Annotated in this window: 16 protein-coding genes; 2 read left to right on the forward strand and 14 right to left on the reverse strand. The window is 44.1% G+C overall.

Translation table 11 applies throughout. The annotated features are described in order from the left end of the window. Positions 1–119 precede the first annotated feature (119 nt). The 6 genes from alr to AB1F57_RS11795 all read right to left on the reverse strand — a co-directional run bounded on the left by alr (position 120) and on the right by AB1F57_RS11795 (position 8,349). Positions 120–1,226 (reverse strand): alanine racemase, encoded by a 1,107-nt coding sequence (gene alr, locus AB1F57_RS11770; protein WP_167785177.1) that lies wholly within the window; start codon positions 1,224–1,226, stop codon positions 120–122. Then, on the reverse strand, positions 1,216–1,578 hold the full coding sequence (gene acpS / locus AB1F57_RS11775) for a holo-ACP synthase (RefSeq protein WP_167785209.1): 363 nt from the start codon (positions 1,576–1,578) through the stop codon (positions 1,216–1,218). Before acpS ends, alr begins: the two co-directional genes overlap by 11 nt. An 88-nt stretch (positions 1,579–1,666) precedes the next feature. Beyond that, positions 1,667–4,186: a preprotein translocase subunit SecA gene (gene secA / locus AB1F57_RS11780; RefSeq protein WP_367985773.1), complete on the reverse strand. Its 2,520-nt coding sequence runs from the start codon at positions 4,184–4,186 to the stop codon at positions 1,667–1,669. 246 nt (positions 4,187–4,432) lie between these two features. Next, complete coding sequence (manA, locus tag AB1F57_RS11785; RefSeq protein WP_167785175.1) at positions 4,433–5,374, reverse strand: mannose-6-phosphate isomerase, class I; 942 nt, start codon at positions 5,372–5,374, stop codon at positions 4,433–4,435. A 111-nt stretch (positions 5,375–5,485) separates the two neighbouring features. After that, positions 5,486–6,367: a fructokinase ScrK gene (scrK, locus tag AB1F57_RS11790; RefSeq protein ID WP_105122504.1), complete on the reverse strand. Its 882-nt coding sequence runs from the start codon at positions 6,365–6,367 to the stop codon at positions 5,486–5,488. 92 nt (positions 6,368–6,459) lie between these two features. After that, the gene (locus tag AB1F57_RS11795) at positions 6,460–8,349 is read right to left on the reverse strand and encodes a sucrose-specific PTS transporter subunit IIBC (protein ID WP_367985774.1); all 1,890 of its coding nucleotides are present in this window, start codon (positions 8,347–8,349) and stop codon (positions 6,460–6,462) included. A gap of 200 nt (positions 8,350–8,549) precedes the next feature. Here AB1F57_RS11795 and AB1F57_RS11800 point away from each other — a divergent pair, with 200 nt between their 5' ends. Beyond that, the gene (locus AB1F57_RS11800; protein ID WP_174852624.1) at positions 8,550–10,004 is read left to right on the forward strand and encodes a sucrose-6-phosphate hydrolase; all 1,455 of its coding nucleotides are present in this window, start codon (positions 8,550–8,552) and stop codon (positions 10,002–10,004) included. Continuing rightward, complete coding sequence (locus AB1F57_RS11805) at positions 9,985–10,950, forward strand: LacI family DNA-binding transcriptional regulator (RefSeq protein ID WP_172080019.1); 966 nt, start codon at positions 9,985–9,987, stop codon at positions 10,948–10,950. Before AB1F57_RS11800 ends, AB1F57_RS11805 begins: the two co-directional genes overlap by 20 nt. A 214-nt stretch (positions 10,951–11,164) precedes the next feature. Here the strand turns inward: AB1F57_RS11805 and nusB are convergent, their stop codons facing one another. From nusB to AB1F57_RS11845, 8 genes are all read right to left on the reverse strand, one after another. Beyond that, a complete protein-coding gene (nusB, locus tag AB1F57_RS11810) occupies positions 11,165–11,584 on the reverse strand; it encodes a transcription antitermination factor NusB (RefSeq protein WP_367985775.1) in 420 nt (139 codons plus the stop codon). After that, positions 11,574–11,966 (reverse strand): Asp23/Gls24 family envelope stress response protein, encoded by a 393-nt coding sequence (locus AB1F57_RS11815; protein WP_105111510.1) that lies wholly within the window; start codon positions 11,964–11,966, stop codon positions 11,574–11,576. Before AB1F57_RS11815 ends, nusB begins: the two co-directional genes overlap by 11 nt. A gap of 27 nt (positions 11,967–11,993) precedes the next feature. After that, the gene (gene efp / locus AB1F57_RS11820) at positions 11,994–12,551 is read right to left on the reverse strand and encodes an elongation factor P (RefSeq protein ID WP_105111509.1); all 558 of its coding nucleotides are present in this window, start codon (positions 12,549–12,551) and stop codon (positions 11,994–11,996) included. 184 nt (positions 12,552–12,735) lie between these two features. Further along, entirely contained in the window at positions 12,736–13,797 is a 1,062-nt protein-coding gene (locus AB1F57_RS11825; protein ID WP_367985776.1) for a M24 family metallopeptidase, read from the reverse strand. 118 nt (positions 13,798–13,915) lie between these two features. Beyond that, on the reverse strand, positions 13,916–15,262 hold the full coding sequence (locus AB1F57_RS11830; protein WP_367985777.1) for a DUF1266 domain-containing protein: 1,347 nt from the start codon (positions 15,260–15,262) through the stop codon (positions 13,916–13,918). Positions 15,263–15,393: 131 nt separating this feature from the next. Continuing rightward, positions 15,394–15,741 carry a hypothetical protein gene (locus AB1F57_RS11835; RefSeq protein WP_367985778.1) on the reverse strand — a complete coding sequence of 116 codons (348 nt, stop codon included), beginning with the start codon at positions 15,739–15,741 and terminating at the stop codon, positions 15,394–15,396. 12 nt (positions 15,742–15,753) lie between these two features. Then, positions 15,754–16,842 (reverse strand): hypothetical protein, encoded by a 1,089-nt coding sequence (locus tag AB1F57_RS11840; RefSeq protein WP_367985779.1) that lies wholly within the window; start codon positions 16,840–16,842, stop codon positions 15,754–15,756. A 57-nt stretch (positions 16,843–16,899) separates the two neighbouring features. Then, a complete protein-coding gene (locus tag AB1F57_RS11845) occupies positions 16,900–19,800 on the reverse strand; it encodes a G5 domain-containing protein (RefSeq protein ID WP_367985780.1) in 2,901 nt (966 codons plus the stop codon). Positions 19,801–19,844 lie beyond the last annotated feature (44 nt).

Consider the following 19,844-nt stretch of genomic DNA (forward strand, 5'->3'; position numbering starts at 1 on the left):
CCACTTATTATTATATTGTATAATGCTTCACTTGTCAAGTAGAAACCGAAAGATTGATCATTCTTTCCCAAATTTCTTCAACAAGCAAAAAGAGCTGAGAATATTCCCAGCCCATCTAACTATTCTATATATTGTCGATAAATGCGTGAAGACAGCAGACAAACCACCTCATAATTGATAGTCCCCACATAATCTGCCCAGTCTTGGACGGTGATTTCTCGGTCCCCATCCTGACCAATCAAGGTCACCTTGGTCCCCAGGGGATAAGGTTTTGGTAGACGAATGGTAATCTGATCCATGGAGACACGACCAACAATCGGACAAGGCTCCCCATCAACAAGAACTGAGAATCCCTGCATAGCCCGCAACAGGCCATCTGCATAGCCAATTGGCACCGTCCCGATATACTCGTCCCCCTGGCTCTCGTAGGTCATACCATAACCTATCTTTTGGCCCGCGTCCAAGAGCTTCGTCTGTACCAATTGGGACTCCAAGCTCAGGGCCGGCAGAAGAGCATAGGGCAGTTCTAACTCCCGACCGCTTGGGTTGAGGCCATAGAGAGCATCCCCCAGGCGAATCATATTGAAAACAGCATCTGGATGCCAGATACTGGCCGCAGAATTACTAGCATGAATCAAATCCGGCAGGCTTGTCAATTGGTCCAGAATGCTCCGGAAATTTTGCAACTGTTCCTGATAATAGCAATCGTCCGCCTGGTCTGCAGCCGCAAAATGGGTAAAGATACCTTCAAAATCTACATCAGCAGCTGCCAATTCTTCAATCAGTTCAGTGATTTCCTCAACATTCCGAAAACCCAGACGCCCCATACCTGTATCCACCTTGATATGGACAGACAGGCCGTCCAGTTCCAATCCTGCCTCCTGCACCAAGTGCCACCAATCCAGACTAGACAGTGTCAGACTAATATTTGTCTGGCGGGCCAGAGGAATGCAGTCGATTGGGACCACACCAAGAATCAAAATTGGATGTTCCAGACCGGCCTGGCGGAGCTCCAAGGCCTCGTCCATATTGGAAACACAGAAGCCATCTGCCTTGGATGACAATTCACGCGCCACTTCCACAGCCCCATGGCCATAGGCACCGGCCTTAACAACCGCAAACTTCTTCGTTCGAGCTGGCAGATTCTCTGTCAGCCTATCAAAGTTGTGACCAATATTGCCCACCTTCACCTTAGCTACTGTGGGCCGATGTATGCTAGCTTTCATCCTCTTCCTCCAAAATGACACTGGCCTGGACAAAATTCCCTGAATGACTGATACTCAGCCAAACTTTACAGGCTACAGGCGATTTTGTGACCACTGGACGCCCCTTCTCATCCGGCAAAATCTCCAAATCCTGAAAACCGATTTTTCCAATCCCCGTTCCCAGGGCCTTGACAAAGGCTTCTTTTGCCGCCCAACGACCAGCCAAAAATTCAACTTGTCTGCGCCCAGACAGGCTCGAAAACCGTTCTCTCTCTGATTCAGTCAGCACCTTTTCTACAAAACGGGGCTTGCTCTCCATTGCTGCCGCAATTGCTGCGATTTCCTGTAAATCTATACCGTGACCAATAATCATTTTCACCTAAAAAATAGAGCGGGGAGGCTACTCATTCCTGCCCCACCACGCTCCTGTTCTGTTTATTCTTTATCGATTCGAAAAGCTGTCACTGTCTTCCGTGACAGTTTTTAAATTTCTTCCCTGAAGCACATGGACATGGTGCATTGCGATCGACACCCTCAAAGGCCTCTTTCGAAACTGCACGAGTCGGTGGGATGATATTCTTAACTGCTGTTGTATGCGCCTCATGGGCTGCACGTTCACGTTCAATATTGTCGTGAATCTGAGCCTTCATCATCAAACGCGTCACATCAAACTCAATCGAACCAATCATGTCATTGAACATGGTAAAGGCTTCTGACTGGTACTCGACAATCGGATTGTTCTGAGCATAACCACGCAGACTAACTGCATTTCGCAATTGATCCAGAGCATCGATATGATCTGTCCATTTATTATCCACTACACGCAAAATCAAGACTTTTTGGAACTCGCGAATACGGTCCTCATCTTTTAATTTGGCAATCTGTGAATCATAAACCGCAATGGCTCTGTCGTACAATTCATCTGCAATTTCCCCATAGCTGAGGCCTTCCAAATCAGATAGGCGCAAACTCTCCTCGTCAACCAAATTGGCATGAGCAAATTTGAGAATTGAATCCAAGGCCTCTTCACGACTGAAGCTCTTATGGGAGTCAATCAGGCGCTCAATTGTCCGCTGAATCATAGAGCGAATTTCAGGACCCAAATCGCGTTCAGCAGTAATCACATCATGGCGTTGGCTGTAGATAATCTCGCGCTGTTCACGCATAACATCATCATACTGAAGGACCTGTTTACGAGAATCGTAGTTGTTTCCTTCAACACGCTTCTGCGCCGCCTCAACCTGACGGGTCAACATGCCAGACTTGATGACAGACTCTTCTTCAGACAAGTTCATCCGCTCCATGAAGGCCTTGATTCGCTCTGAACCAAAGCGTTTCATCAAATCATCTTCCAAGGATAGGTAGAATTGTGATTCACCTGGATCCCCTTGACGACCGGAACGTCCGCGGAGCTGATTATCGATACGGCGGCTCTCATGGCGCTCCGTACCGATAACGCAAAGACCGCCAAGTTCACGCACACCAGGACCCAACTTGATATCCGTACCACGACCGGCCATGTTGGTGGCAATGGTAACAGCACCACGCTGACCAGCGTTCATGATAATTTGGGCTTCACGGTAGTGGTTCTTAGCATTAAGAACCTCGTGCGGAACCCCTGCAGCCACCAATTTTTGAGAAATCAAGTCAGAGGTCTCAACCGCAACGGTACCGACAAGAACTGGTTGACCTTTTTGGTAACGTTCTTTGACATCACGCACTACAGCATTAAACTTGTATTCCAAGTTTGGATAGAGCAAGTCTTCATGGTCGATACGTTGAATTGGACGGTTGGTTGGAATAGGAATGATGCGGATATTGTAAATTTCTCGGAATTCTTCCTCTTCTGTCTTACCAGTACCCGTCATACCAGACAATTTCTTATACATACGGAAGAGGTTCTGATAGGTGATAGAGGCAGACGTCTTGGATTCATTCTGGACAGGTACACCTTCTTTTGCTTCAATAGCCTGGTGCAGACCGTCAGAATAGCGACGTCCTTCCATGGTCCGACCTGTAAATGGATCGATGATCATGACTTCCTGCTCTTCATTGACCAGATAGTCAACATCGTAGGTCATGATATAGTTGGCACGGAGGGCATTGTCCAAGAAGTGGGTAATAGCCACGTTCTCAATATCATAGAGGTTGTCCAGCTTGAAGAATTTCTCAGCCTTGTCAATCCCTGAATCCGCCAAACCAATGGTTTTAGACGGTACATCGATGATATAGTCGTCGCGATCCAAAGATTTGACCAACTTATCCGCTAAGAAATAGAGCTGGTTGGTTTCTGAGCCTTGAGGACCTGAAACGATCAAAGGTGTACGGGCCTCGTCGATCAGGATTGAGTCAACTTCATCGACCAAGGCATAGTTGAGCGGGCGCTGTACCATATCTTCTGCACGCACCACCATGTTATCACGAAGGTAGTCGAAACCAATCTCCGAGTTGGTGGAGTAAGTGATATCGCAGTTATAGGCTTCACGCTTTTCAAAAGGTGATTTGGCTGCCAAGTTGATCCCAACCGACAGACCCAACCATGAATAAAGCTCACCCATCTCAGTCGCATCACGAGTAGAAAGGTACTCATTGACCGTTACTACGTGTACCCCTTCACCTGTCAGGGCATTGAGGTAAACCGGCATGGTCGCCGTCAAGGTCTTCCCTTCACCAGTACGCATCTCTGGAACGTCACCATTGTGGAGAACGATACCACCCATGACCTGAACCTTATAAGGATAGAGGCCCAGGACACGACGCGCACCCTCACGAACAACGGCAAAGGCTTCATAGAGGAGTTCATCCAAGGTTTCACCTTTGGCAAGGCGGTCCCTAAACTCCTGCGTCTTGGCCTGCAACTGCTCATCCGTCAAGGCTTCCATGGCATCTGCGTAAGAGAAAACCTTGTCCGCCATTTTTTCTAATTTTCTTTGCTCACCCTTATCATTTTCAATAATGGAGCGGAGCATATTTCTAACCATTCTGTACTTCCTACTTAACTTGATTTTGCTTGTCTGACCTGTCACAAGGATACCCTTCCGTCTTTGGGTAAGCTACATCCATCAATAGCTGACAACCATTTGACAAGAACCTAAAAATTCCAGGCCAGGTGACATAGTTCAATAATATATTCTAGCACAAGATTTGGTTTTTTTCAAGGTTGGAACAACTCTCAAACACGCTTTTCACAAAGAAAACAGCCCCTTAGCAGGACTGCCTTCCAGATTCTATGGATGACTAACTATCATTTCCAATTGCCCTGAAAATTCCCATTCCAGCACATTGCTTGGCAAAATAAAGTGGCTACCTTTTTCAATCTCGTAGACTTGACCATCAATCTGCAATTGGCCTACACCATCAAGGACGCTGACTAGATAGTAGGGAGCTTGTTTTTTGAAAATGACCGCACCTTCGATTTCCCACTTGTAAACCGTGAAAAATTCATTGCTGACATAAGTTGTGGCTCTCAACGCCCCAGCTTCAATAGTATCGGGGTGGCTGTTTGCTGGCTCACCAATGGTCAGGACATCAATAGACTGCTGGATATGGAGGTCACGGAGGTTGCCAACATCATCCTTGCGGTCGAAATCATAGACCCGATAGGTCGTGTCGCTGGACTGCTGGGTTTCCAAAATCATAATTCCCTTGCCGATAGCGTGCATGGTCCCGCTTGGTACATAGAAAAAGTCACCTGCCTTGACCGGCACATGGGTCAACAATTTGTCCCACTCCTTTTCCTCAATCATCTGGGCCAATTCTTGACGGCTCTTGGCCTCGTGACCGTAGATAATCTCAGCTCCCTCATTCGCCGCAATCACATACCAGCACTCAGTCTTTCCCAATTCGCCCTCATGCTCTAAGGCATAGCTATCGTCCGGATGAACCTGAACAGACAACCAATCATTGGCATCCAGAATTTTGGTCAAAAGCGGAAAAACTGGACTGTCACTGTCGCCAAATAAATCACGACGCTCAGCATATAACTTGTCCAAGGGAGTACCCTTGTAATCGCCATTGGCTACGACGGAAACGCCGTTGGGATGAGCCGAAATGGCCCAAAATTCACCGGTCGTCTGGCTGGGAATTTCATAACCGAATTCGGTCTCTAAACGATTCCCACCCCAGATTTTTTCCTGCATGACAGAGTTTAAAAATAATGGTTGTGCCATAATTGTCTCCTTCTCAATTCTTCTAGCCCAATCTTATCAAATTTCCCGATAAATGCCAATGAAGAGCCACAGAAAAGCCTGGCAGAGCCAAGCTTCTCTCTTATGTCAGACTTATTTTTCAGCTACTTTTTTGGCTAAAGCAAAGTTTCCGAGTGTCGCAGAACCATTTTCCGCAACAGCAGGTGTCACGATGTAGTCCTTGACATCTGGCGTTGGCAGATAGTCATTCATGAGGCCTGTAAATTTCTCACGGACACGGTTAAGCATGTGCTCCTGCGCCATCACACCACCACCGAAAACGATGACTTGCGGACGATACAAAAGTGTTGCCTGCACTGCGGCCTGGGCAATATAGTAAGCCTGTACATCCCAGACATCAGAGTTGAGCTCAATCAACTCACCGCGGATGCCTGTACGACCTTCCAAGGAAGGACCAGCAGCCAGACCTTCCAAACAGCCATTGTGGAAAGGACAAACGCCGTTGAATTCATTTTTTACATCGTAAGGGTGGAGTGCAACGTAAGTATGGCCTGCTTCGGTATGGCCGAGACCACCGATAAACTCACCATTTTGAATAGCCCCAGCACCGATACCTGTACCAATCGTATAATAAACCAGGCTCTTCACACCCTTGCGCACCAAGGTCTCACCAAAAGCAGAAGAGTTTACATCTGTCGTAAAGTAGAAAGGAATGTTAAATTCTTTTGCAATCAAGCCCAGCAAGTCAATATTTGACCAATGAGGTTTTGGTGTTGAAGTGATATAGCCATAGGTTTGTGAGTTTTGGTCAATATCAATCGGACCAAACGAACCAATAGCAATCCCAGCCAAACGATCTTCGTAGCGTTTGAAAAATTCTACCGTACGCTCAATGGTTTCATAGGGCGTTGTTGTCGGAAACTGTGTCTTTTCAATGACTTGGAAATCTTCATCACCGACCGCACAAACAAACTTTGTACCACCAGCTTCCAAGCTACCGTATAATTTTGTCATCTGATTTCTCCATTATTTTTATCAATCTATTATACCATAGAAAGAAATAGAAGAAAAAGGCTTACCGCCTTTTTCTGTGCTTATTTTACGGATTATTTAACAACTTTCAAGAAGTCTGCTCCGTGAGCAATTGTTCCTTCAGCAAGTGGTGAAACTTCAGCAAAGTCTGCTGTATTCGTTACGATTACCATCGTTGTATCATCTAGACCTGCTTCAGCAATTTTCGCAGCATCGAATTTAGCGATTGGAGTACCAGCTTTTACTTTATCACCAGCTGCTACTAATTTTTCAAATCCGTTACCGTTCATTGAAACAGTGTCAATACCAATGTGGATAAGAATTTCAGCACCAGAAGCTGTTTTCAAACCGTAGGCATGGCCTGTTTCAAAAGCGATGGTTACTTCAGCATCCGCCGGAGCATAGACAACACCTTCAGTTGGCTTAACTGCCAAACCTTTACCCATAGCACCTGATGAGAATACTGGGTCGTTCACATTTTCAAGAGCTACAACGTCACCTGACAATGGAGAAACAAGAGTTTCTTCAGCAAGGTCCGCTGCTGGCGCAACTGCACCTGTTGATGCTTCGTTTTTCAAAGTAGAAGTCTCAACAGCTTGTGCTGGAGTCTCATCCTCGAATCCGAAGAGGTAAGTCAATGCAAAACCAAGAGCAAACGATACAGCTACCATAAGGATGTATTGGAACAATTGGCCGTTACCAACATAAAGTGTCGCACCAGGAATGATGGTTACACCCATACCGTTACCAGCAAGTCCAAGGAAGGAGGCAAAGGCACCACCGATTGCACCTGCAATCAATGAAAGAAGGAATGGTTTGCGGTAACGCAAGTTAACACCGAAGATAGCTGGCTCAGTAATACCAAGGAAGGCAGAAAGAGCTGCTGGGAAAGCAAGAGCTTTCAATTTAGGATTTTTTGTTTTCACACCAACCGCTACTGTTGCAGCACCTTGTGCTGTCATAGCTGCTGTGATGATCGCGTTAAATGGGTTAGCACCAGTGTTTGCTACCAATTGAGCTTCCAAGAAGTTGAAGATATGGTGAACACCAGATACGACGATAACTTGGTGAACACCACCGATAAGGAGACCACCAAGACCAAATGGCAAGTGCAAGATTGCTTGAGTACCAGCCAAGATGTAGTTTTCAACTACGTGGAAGACTGGACCAATGACAAACAAACCGAGGATTGACATTACAAAGAGGGTAATGAATGGCGTTACCAAGAGGTCAAGAACGTCTGGAACAACCTTACGGACTGCTTTTTCAAATTTAGCACCGACCAAACCGATGATGAAGGCTGGCAAAACAGAACCTTGCAAACCAACAACTGGGATGAAACCAAAGAATTTCAGAGGTACAACATCACCACCGTTAGCAACCACCCAAGCGTTTGGCAATTGACCAGCGATCAGCATCATACCAAGAACGATACCGATGGTTTGGTTACCACCGAATACGCGGAAGGTAGACCATACTACCAAGGCTGGCAATACGATGAAGGCTGTATCTGTCAAGATTTGTGAGTAAACGTTCAAATCTTCTGGCAAAGTGTAGCCAAATGCAGCCAACAATCCACGGAGACCCATGAAGAGACCAGTCGCTACGATGGCAGGGATGATTGGAACGAATACGTCACCGAAAGTACGGATAGCACGTTGGAAACCATTTCCTTGTTTCGCTGCTTCTGCTTTTTGCTCACCAGTTGTTGCTGTTGGCAAGCCAAGTGCTACGACTTCATCGTAGATTTTATTTACAGTACCAGTACCAAAGATGATTTGGTATTGACCTGAGTTAAAGAAGGCACCTTGAACTTTTTCAATGTTCTCAGCCTTATCCTTATCAATTTTTCCTTCGTCAACGACCATAACACGGAGGCGTGTCGCACAGTGAGCTACGCTACGTACGTTTTCACGTCCACCGAGGGCTTCGATGACTTCTTTTGCAATTTGTGTGTTATTCATCTTGCAAAATCTCCTTATTTTTTTATTTTTTGAAAGTGTTTTCAAACCTTTCAGTGTTTTTATTATATCACTTTTGAGAAATATGTCAAACGTTTGTCATATTTTTTTATAAATTCAGCCAAAATAACGGTAAAAACTTGATTTTTAAGCAGGAAACGTTTACTATATAGGATGAAATAGTATAGATTTTTGGAGAAAATATGGCCTTTACAACTGAAGAGCGTTACAGAGCCTATGCTGACTGGACGCCAGAATACATTGAAAAAATTAAACAAAATACTGCAAGCTCACCTTGGAGAACTAACTTCCACATCGAAACACCACATGGACTCTTGAACGATCCCAATGGGTTCTCTTATTTCAATGGAAAATGGACATTATTTTATCAATATTTTCCTTTTGGTGCAGCCCACGGTCTCAAATCTTGGGTCCATACTGAATCAACCGATCTGGTTCATTTTGAAGAAACAGGTACTGTTCTTTATCCAGATACTCCTCTGGACAGCCACGGAGCTTATTCTGGCTCTGCCATGCAGTTTGATGACAAACTCTTCCTCTTTTACACAGGAAATGTCCGCGATGAAAATTGGCAACGCCACACCTATCAGATTGGCGCCCTCATGGACAAGGATGGCAAGATCGAGAAGATTGACAAGGTCTTGATTGAACAGCCAGAGGACACGACAGACCATTTCCGTGACCCACAGATTTTCAACTACAAGGGACAATATTACGCCATCGTCGGTGGACAAAATCTGGATTTGAAGGGGATTGTTAAGCTCTACAAGGCTGAAAACAACGACTACCTCAATTGGACCTATGTGGCGGATTTGGATTTTGAAAATGACCTGACGGCCTACATGATGGAATGTCCAAACATTGCCTTCGTCGGTGACCAGCCCGTCCTGCTCTACTGCCCACAGGGTCTGGACAAGTCTGTTCTGGACTACGGCAACATCTATCCAAATATGTACAAGATTGGCCAGGCATTTGACCCTGAAACAGGAAAAATTGTAGAACCGAGTGAGTTAATCAACCTTGACTACGGTTTTGAGTGCTATGCAACACAGGCATTTAACGCACCAGAAGGTCGTACCTTGTCTGTCAGCTGGTTGGCCCTGCCAGATGTGGAATATCCTACGGATGCTTATGATTACCAGGGCTGCTTGTCCCTGGTCAAGGAATTGACTATCAAGGACGGCAAGCTCTACCAGTACCCGGTCGAAGCCATTACTAGCCTCCGCCAAGAAGCTCTGCCATTTTCAGCTAAAAAAGAAACCAACAATGTCTACGAATTGGAGCTGGACTTTGCTGCCAATGGTAAGCATGAAATCGTCCTCTTTGCCAATGCAGACCAAAAAGGCTTGGTGCTGACAGTTGATACAGAAAAGGGACATATTAGCTTGGACCGCGAACATTGTGGTCAGCCGTTTGCCCTTGAATATGGAACAAGCAGAACTTGTGACATTGGGTCTGGAGCTTTGACTGCCAATATTTTCATAGACAAGTCTGTCTTTGAAATTTTCATCAATAAAGGAGAAAAAGTATTTTCTGGTCGCGTCTTCCCTGATGCTGATCAAAATGGCATTGCCATTACCAGTGGCAATCCAACCGGAACTTACTACCATTTAGATTATGGTCGCAAAACTAACTGATGTTGCTGCCCTAGCCGGCGTCAGTCCCACAACCGTGTCCCGCGTCATCAATAAAAAAGGCTACTTGTCAGAAAAAACTGTCAAAAAAGTCCAGGATGCCATGCGGGAATTGGGCTACAAGCCCAACAATTTGGCGAGGAGCTTGCAGGGAAAATCGGCCAAGCTAGTCGGACTCATCTTCCCTACTATCAATAATATTTTCTATGCCGAGCTGATTGGACACCTGGAAAGCCAACTCTTCAACCGAGGTTATAAGACCATTATTTGCAACAGCCAGCATGAATCGGACAAGGAAAGAGAGTATCTAGAGATGTTAGCGGCCAATCAGGTTGACGGCATCATCTCGGGCAGTCACAACCTGGGCATCAAGGACTATGACCGGGTTTCCGCCCCAATTATTGCCTTTGACCGCAATCTCTCTCCTACTATTCCCGTTGTCTCTTCTGATAACCACGGAGGAGGAGTCTTGGCGGCCCAAACCCTGAAAAAGGCAGGCTGCAAACGACCTATCATGATTTCGGGGAATGATAATTCCGACTCCCCTACTGGTCTGCGCCGGTCTGGTTTCCTCTCCGTCTTACCAGATGAAACCGTCTATCACGTTGCCAGCGACTTTACACCCATTCGCAAGGAAATGGAAATCAAGTCCATTCTGGAAAAGCACGCCCCCGACGGCATCTTTGTGTCAGACGATTTGACAGCTATGCTGGTCTGGAACGTTGCCCAATCGCTCAATTTGACTATTCCGCAAGACCTCAAATTGATTGGCTACGATGGGACTTATTTCATTGAAAATTATTACCCACAGCTGACAACCATTAAGCAGCCATTGGCTGACATCGCCAAATTGATGGTGGATTTGTTGATTGATAAAATCGAAGGCAAGGAACTGGATAAACGGAACTACATTTTGCCAGTCAGCCTATCCGCCGGAGCTAGTATATAAGACAAGTATTGTGTAATGCTTGTCTTTTTTATTCATACAAATATATTAAATTCTACTTCTCCTGTATCATCCCATAAACAGCCAAACTAGTCAACTCTGAACATTTCATGGCATCCTTCCGAAACTGAGCGTTTATTAAGTCAGGTGGGCTGAATTCTTTCTGAGAGTAATCTCCCTTTCCCAACTCAAAAAGAAACGAAAAAAAGAAACCTGATTAGGCTTCTTCTTGGATAAATTGGCTTAATACGCCGTTTACGAATTTAGCGGATGACTCGTCTGAAAATTCCTTGGCTAGCTCGATAGCCTCATTGACTGCGACGCGGTCTGGTGTTTCTTGGAAATATTGAATTTCAAATAAGCCCAAACGCATGATATTTTTATCAATCAAGGTCAATCGGTCTAAAGTCCAACCTGCTTTTAATCGGTTAGACAATTCCTTGTCCAATTCTTCTCGATAGGCTGCCACACCATTGACCAAGTTGAGGAGAAAGAGAGGAATTTCCACACCTTCTGTCTCTTCCTCACGGTCATAGAGGTAAGAAAATTGAGCAGCCTGGACAGGCTCTTGGCCAAATTCTAGGGATACAATCGCCTGCAAAGCGCACTTCCGCAGGGCATGTCTATTATTCTTCATCGAGGAAATCCTCTCCGAACAAGTCTTTCAGGGCTGGTTTTGGTGTCTTATCTGGAACGATGCCGTTGACGTGGATATTAACCGCAGCCAACTCCACCTCTGCATAGTTAAAGACAGCAGTCTTGACAGCTCGCTGGATATCCATTGATACAGCAGGGACATTGACGCCATACTCCAGGTAAACGTAAATATCAGCCGTCACTTGCCCTTCCTCATCTGTATGAAGGTAGACACCCTTGTTGAGAGATGATTTTGACAGGCTATCTGCAACCCGCTTGTTCTGAAGAGAATGGACCCCCTCAACTTTTGCTGCTGCAATGCCTGTAATTACTTCAAGAACGCGTGGCGCAATAACGATTTCGCCTTGGTATTCTGTTGTCATAGGCTCTCCTTTTCTAAGAGGGGGCAATTAAGCGCGTGATACGTAAGTTCCCTCTGCTGTGTTGATAACGAGTTTTTGACCCGCTTCGATAAAGTCTGGCACGTTGACCACAAGGCCTGTTTCCATTGTCGCTGGCTTACCAGAACCTGTTACAGTCGCACCTTTGATAGATGGTTGTGTTTCAGCAACGACCAATTCAACAGTTGTTGGCACGGTCACACCGATTACTTCTGTTCCGTAGAATTGGATTTTCACATCTGAGTTTTCCAAGATGTAGAGCAATTCTTCTTGAATAGTTGCTACTGGAATTTCATACTGGTCGTAGGTTTCCGTGTTCATGAAGAAAGCTGTGTCATCCATTTGATAAAGGTATTGAGCTGGAACGGTTTCGATAATAGCTTGCTCAAACTTCTCATCTGGACGATAGGTCGTATCAAAAGTTGAACCTGTACGCACATCACGCAACTTCATACGCATGATGGTGTTGCCCTTACCTGGTTTGTGGTGGCTCGCATCCAAAACCTTAATCAACTTACCTTCTGCTTCGAAGGTCATACCAGCTCTAAGTTTACTTGCTTCAATCATGTGAATTTATACCTCATAAAAAATAATTTATTCGTTTTATTTTACCACAAAGGGATAAAAATCTCAAATCTTCTATAACTTTAATCCGGTCTCTTCAATCACTTTCAGACTAGGAACTGTGACGCAGACATCACTGGAGCTAGGCAAGACGAAAGTGATGACGTGATACAAGATAAACTGAAAACTATAGGACAATCAATTCTTTGGGTGCCAAAGTTAACACCTTACAACCCGTTTCCGTAATCAGTAGATCGTCTTCGATACGGACACCATACTTATCATCCAAATAAATACCAGGCTCATCCGTCAAGACCATACCAGCCTTGATAGTCTCGTCAGATTTTCCAAAGTACGGATATTCATGAATATCCAAACCGATACCGTGACCGATGCCGTGTGTAAAGTTGGCTCCGTAACCCGCCGCATTGATAATCTCACGAGGAATAGCGTCAAACTCGCGGTAGGTGACACCTTCCTTGGCCTGCTCAATCAAAGCCTTATTGGCACGCAAGACCACATCGTAAATCTCACGCTCTTGATCTGTCACATGACCGATATGAATGGTACGCGTCATATCGCTGACATAATGTTGGTAGTAGCAGCCAAAGTCCAAGGTCAGCGTTTCACCAGCTTGGATAACCTTTTCAGACGCTCTTCCATGGGGCATGGCAGAGCGGTAGCCAGATGCCACGATAAACTCAAATGACGCCCCTTCGGCACCGAGTTGACGCATGCGGTGATCTAGGAAATGATTGACGTCCATCTCAGTCGTCTGACCTGGTTTGATAAAGTCAAGAACATCAATAAAAGCCTGATCCGAAATTTGACATGCACGGCGGATGGTCGCAATTTCTTTCTCATCCTTAATCATGCGCAAGTCTTCGATAAAGTTTGACATAGCAACCAGTTGATAGCCCTCAAAAATACTGGTCAGATTTTGATAGAAACCATAGGTCACCTCGCTATCAAAACCAATTTTTTCAATCCCATCTTCCTTAATCACCTTTGCAATCTCTTCAAGGGCAAAACGGCTCTCGATAATATCAAAACCTTTTACTGATGCCTTGGCTATCAAGGTATAACGCGAATCAGTCACAAACAAGCGACGCTTGCCACTGATGAAGACAGTCGCCTCTGTCCCCCAAAAACCTGTCAGGTAGTAAATATTGTTTTGACCAGTCACCAAGATTCCATCAACAGTTAATTGAGCTAATTTTGCTTCAAATTTTTCAAGTCTTTTTTGCATCCTATTCCTCCAATGATTTTTTAACTATTATAGCAGAAATACTAGGATTTACCAATTATTTTCAGCAGACAAAAAAGCCGCTAGAGCGACTTTTCAAAACAGCATTAAGAGTTGTTTATCATCTCCCTTTAAATTCACGAATCCGTTGAGGAATACCCTCTAAAAATTGATTCATTTTTTGTTGCCATTCATTTTCAAGAGCTTTCCTTTCTTGAGAATCTAGGTCGTCAATAGCCTTACTATTTAGGCCGATTTCGCTTAAAACTGGACTGACATTAGAGATTGTCTTTTTGCCAAAATGAATTTTACTTTCTTCCATCCATAAATTAAGTGAGGAGCTTAACTCAACTTGTTCCCAAGGGATTCTGACAAGTGCTGGTTTGCCGAATAATTTCTTCTTAAAGGTATAGACAGCTTCCTCTGTAAAGATAAGATTTAAACTTAGAGTTCCTTCAAACATGGCAAAAATATGTTCTTCATGCAACTCCTTGTAGCTTGGATAATGATACCAAAATACTCTAGCCGAATAAAGACTTGCATACTCCTTTGGTAAAAGAATTGTATCTTGTTCTTGCAAGTTTTTTTCTGTAATCATCCATTCAAGATTATTCTCAATAAGGGGAGTCCAAAAAACGTAATCTGCAAGTTCGCTCAGGTACTGATAGCGTTCATAATCGATAAAAGTTGGGTCTATAGAGGTTCCTTCTAGGGAAGCAAGCAAATCATTTGAAGGCGCAGTAAGTCCTGGAATCTCACCCTTATAATCCACACGATCTTGCCTTGATTTTAACTCTTTAACAATTTCTTCAGGTAAGAAGTTTTCTAAAAAGGCTGTCAAGTTGGCTAACTCATGATTTGCCCAAAAAGTACCATAAGAAAAGACATTCGTCGGTGTAATACAAAAAGAATAAACATCTACCACATATTCCTCAACGCTTGTAATCGTTTCTGAGCTAGGAACATACTGAAGTAATTTTCCCATTACACAAGATGCTAGGTATTGTTCCCAAGTCTGATAACTATTTTTGATACGCTCTGTTTGTTTGGTAAACAGTTCCTCAAATTCTTCTTTAGTAATCAAGCGAGTAGCATACGATTTCGTCAAGACATCAATTATACGGCAGTCGTCAAAGCCTTTGATTAGTTGAGAACCTGTTAATGAATTTAAAGAAAGGTAAAAGTCTTTTACATCAGGAGTGCCTATTCCATCAATAAATGAAGAAACATCTTCTAAAGCATGATAACGACCATCTTCAAGCTTATCAATTTCTTCTTTTAAACTTGAATAATCTGTAATGCCATAGTTTGTTTCTAACATGGTTCGCAACAGGCCTCTGGTCATTATATTGACACCTGGCATGACGACACTCATTAGTTCTTTTTCGATAAATTGTCTATTGACTGAATTGGCAAAAACTGAACTGTATCTGTATGGACTGCACAATAAAACGTATTCCGATTGCATGAAGGTCTCCTTGTTAAGAAATTTATTTTTTATATTATATCTGATTTGTACTAGCTTATCAAGCCTAGAAAAAATCAGACAAAAAAGCCGCTAGAGCGACTTTTCTGACAAATGGAACAGAGTATTTACGTTTATTCTTTGGTAAACTCTGCATTTGCTAAAGTTGAATCAAGAGTGTCTAATGTTAGGACTCCATCAACAATTTTATAATCCACGGTCGAATTATCATTTTCTGCTGTTAGCGTTTTTCTTTCTTGATCGACAGTCAGTCCCTGTTCTTCAGACTGGGTTTGACCATCTTCCCCTTTTTCTTCAAACGTAAGAGTTCCAGTATTATTTTCAATTTTGATAATTACTGTGTAAGTAGTTCCGTCTTTTTCCCTTGAATAGGTATAGGTCCCATTATCATTTTTAGCTCCGCAAGCAACTAAGAATAATACGGTTACGCTCGTTAAAATAAGGGTTAATAATTTTTTCATCCTACTCTCCTTTTAACCTACAGAGTAACTAATGTAATCAATGAGTTCTGGTATAACTTTTATTTCTTTGGCTTCATGTTCATTTTCGAGTTGATAAACCTTATCTCCTGTATAAACATAGTAAGAGTTAGATAGCCCATCGAATATCGCAAATTTGATATTTTTAATTTCCTTATTATCAGAAGTATAATAGTTAGTCAGACTACTACCATCAACAACTTTTATTTTTTCTAACGTTTTTTTCTCTGTCGTATGACGCAATCTGAGTGCCTGTAGAAACTCATTTACTGTATTGTACTGATAGGTCACTTCAGACGCCATCCCCAATTCTTTGTAATGTTCCGCTGAATATTGGCTAATCTGTTCTGTACTATACTTCAATGATGTTGGTCTTGTTGTTTGTTTTTCAAGGTCAATAACAGTTGCTTTGTCGGTATAAGCAGATAAATAAAAGGTAGCCTGTACTTTACCGTCTTTTACAACAATTTCATCATTATCTGTTACACCAAGATAGTTTGTTGGTGTATCACTGCCATAAAAGCCATACATTGGCAATAATTCTCCATCTTCTCCAAGAAAACCTTGAGTTAGGCTAGGACCTTCTAAAAGCAACAGCTGTCCATATTCTAGTTCGAACTTACCTTGATGAAGTTCACCAACCTTTAGTTTAGCATCCATTTGATTGTCCTTGGTAACATACAAATGCCCTATTTGACTTCCCGGAACATCTCGCTCTAGATACAATTCATAACTACCATCTTCGTTGATTGCAAAATCAATCTTATAAAATACGGTCAAATTATCATCGGGAGCATGACTTGTTTCAGCTGACGGAATTTCAACTACTCCTGAATAAAATCCTACATAGTCTTTTACAGCTTGCTTTACTTCAGCATCGATTTCAGTATGTTCATCTACACGAGGAAAATCATCTGGGCTGTTGACTACTTTCTCACTCTTCGTTGTACTTGAGCTTTCCATTACCTTTTGTGTACTACTAGAGGTTTCTTGGTTCACTTGACCAGTCTGATCCGTCTGACCACAAGCTACTAGACTTAACGTTGATATTGCCACCAACAATTTTAAAAAATTCTTTTTCATATGTTCTCCTATAGTATAATACCATCCATGCAATTTCGACAATTTTTCTCAGTTCCTCTACGGTTTTGGCTCAACCAATTCCAGCATGGCCACGGTCACACCATTTCGGAAGGTGGTCTCGATAGCCTTGTCGTTGAGTCCGATGCCGACTGCCACCTGGAGGTTGTCCAGGTTCTTCATCATGACAGCCTTGTGTCCTGCGGAGTTCATCCACTCGTTGAAGAGGCTGTTTGCGATGCTGCTCTCGTCGATGGCGCTGTATGCGCTAAGAGCTGAGCCTAGCTGGAGTGCGTTTTCGCCGCGCCAGCCTTGTCGAGCGGTCTGCTCTGCCGTGTAGATGGTGGTCCACTTAGAGCCGTCTGGGCGCTTGTGAGCGCCGTCGGCGGTACCTTGATAGCGAAGACTACCGTGGTCCGCCATTTCGTTGGCACGGGCAGTCGCCGCGTTTTGAGCGTCTGAGCCCTGACCTGCGTATGTTACAGCCGATAGGCCTTCTGCCGCACGGGCTGCGTTAAGCAGGCTGACGAACTCAGCGTTGAGCTTGTCGAGGTTGATAAGCTGCTCCACCTTCTCAAGGGTGTCCTTGGTTGCGCCAGTTCGGATGGTCGTGCCAGGCACGGTTCCTTTCTTAGCGATGAAGGCGTCCTGCTGCTCCTCGGTGAGGCTCATGAACTCATCCAGCGTTAGCGTCTTCTTGTCGAGTAGGCTAGTGCTGGCAGGTTTAGTGCCGACCACAAGGACCTCATTGACTGGTGCAGTCTCAGAGATGACCTCGCGGGTTTCGCTTACTTGACCAGTACGGTTATTGGTGACCCGTGTGATACGGACCTTACGCTCCCCGTTTACTCCCTGAACTTTGATTTTTGTTTCACCTTCTGGGAGATTCGGATCTTCTTCTTTGATTGAAGTATAGGCAAGCACCTCCGTTTCTGTCAGAACTTGACTCGTCTCTTCTTTCTTGATACCAACTTCTACTATACGCTTAATTGGCTGAATAACCTCTGGTTGACCCACCATTTCAGAGGCAACCTTGACGCCGTCCACATAGGTATCCTTATAGGTCTGTATTTGCTGACCGTCCACTCCTGCTACCAACTCACGACTTTCACCTTCAAATAAGCTATCCACCTGACGAGTTTCTGTAGTAAATGGAATGACACTTGTTTCTTGGCGAGTTTGGTAACGAACAACAGCCTTTGTACCGACTTCAATAATCTCATTTACCGGCTCGACACGCTCTTCTTTTACTAGTTCGCGCGCCGTTTCATTACCGTTTGTCTTAGTAATGCGGTAGGTTTGGGTTAGTGTTCCCTTTCTTCCTTTTGTAAGTGTACGAGTTTGACCTTTTTCTAAGTCTGGATTTTGACGAGTTTCAACAGTGTAGTCAAGCTCTGTTACCTTGGTTTCCTCTGTTGTTTCAACAACAGACTTTGGCTTAGTACCGTATTCAATGACTTGCGTAACTGGTTGAGCAATAACTTCCGTGCTGACCACTTCTTCACTAATGACTGCACCTGTAGAATCATAGACTTTCTTTGTAAGGGTCTTGGTTTGTCCATTAACTCCTGCTACCAGTACACGTTCGGAACCTACTTCCAGATCAGCATTGGCACGACGCTCTGTAGCAAATGAAATAGTCGTCAAGCTCTCGACAAGCTCTTCTCGATTTTTAGAAATCTCATCATTATAGGCGATTACTTCTGTAACAGGTTCAATTGTTTCAGTCGCAACGATCTCACGAGCGGTCTCTACATTATTGGTATAGGTTACTTTAGTGGTGACTGTTTGCTTTCCATCCACACCTTGTGTAAGAACCTTGCTTTCTCCAGCTGGCAAACTTGTATCTTTCACATAGCTAGTTCCATACTTGATGACCGTTACCTGTTTCTCTACATCTGTTCGAACTGTATCAACAGGTCGATCTGGTTCTGCTGGATTAGTTGGGAGTTCTGGACTAACAGGTTTCTCCTCACCAGGTGTAACAGTCGTTTCCGTTTCCCCTGGTACAGCTGGTTTTTCCACCGACGCAGGTATTTCTGGTTGGACTGATTTCTCCGTTTCGGAAATAACCTTGTCTTCTGTACCGATAACCTGACCACCTCCTGTTTCTTCAACAGGTTTCTCCGCTGGCTTACTTTCTGCTGGGACTTCTTCAACCTTGTCTTCAGATGGTTTCTGTTCTGCCGAAGCGTCTGTTGCCTTGTCCTCTGACGGAGTTGATTCTGCTGGGATGTCTGTTACCTTGTCCTCTGACGGAATTGATTCTGTTGGGATGTCTGATTTGTTCTCATCTGCTGGTTGGGTTGGTTGGACAAGTAGATTCTCATTTTCTTCTGCCTTATCTATTGAACCCATAGGCAGTGCTGAACTTGTCTCTCTGCTCTGCTTTTTCCCTTCCAAATAACCTACAAACTCATAACCTGCAATTGAAATCTTTCCATCTGGGAGTGCTGATCCTACTGTCAATGTTTGGGTTTGACCATACTGAGCCAGCTGGGCAACCGTCACGGCAGATACAGAGGTGAAAACCAGACTTCCTCCTACCAAGGTCAAGGTCATTGCTGAGCGAACCATCCGTTGATTTTTCCGACCAACAGTTATACCAACCAGTAGCAAGCCTGCCCCAATAGCTCCAGCTAATACACCTGTGCTTTCTCCTGTCTGTGGCAAAATTGAAGACCCTACTTTTCTATACACAAGATAGTAGTTCACATCTTCTGTCACCTGAGCTGGAAGCTCTGTAAAAATCGCCTTTTTCTCTGCCTCAGTCAATTCCTCAGTCGTTACATAATCATAACGAACCTCTGCCGTCTTAGTCTGTGCATGAACCGATAAACTTGTTAGTAAACCTACTCCTAATAGAGCAGATGCGGCTCCTAAGCCTGTAAATTTACGAATCCCATATCGTAAACGCTGCTTCTTTTCTTCTTGGATGCGCTGAGTTCTACTATAAACCATATAATTCTCCCTTTTATGAAATAGTCTTCCAAAATATTTTACTA

The sequence above is a fragment of the Streptococcus nasisuis genome (assembly GCF_040836615.1).
GTDB lineage: Bacteria > Bacillota > Bacilli > Lactobacillales > Streptococcaceae > Streptococcus > Streptococcus suis_V.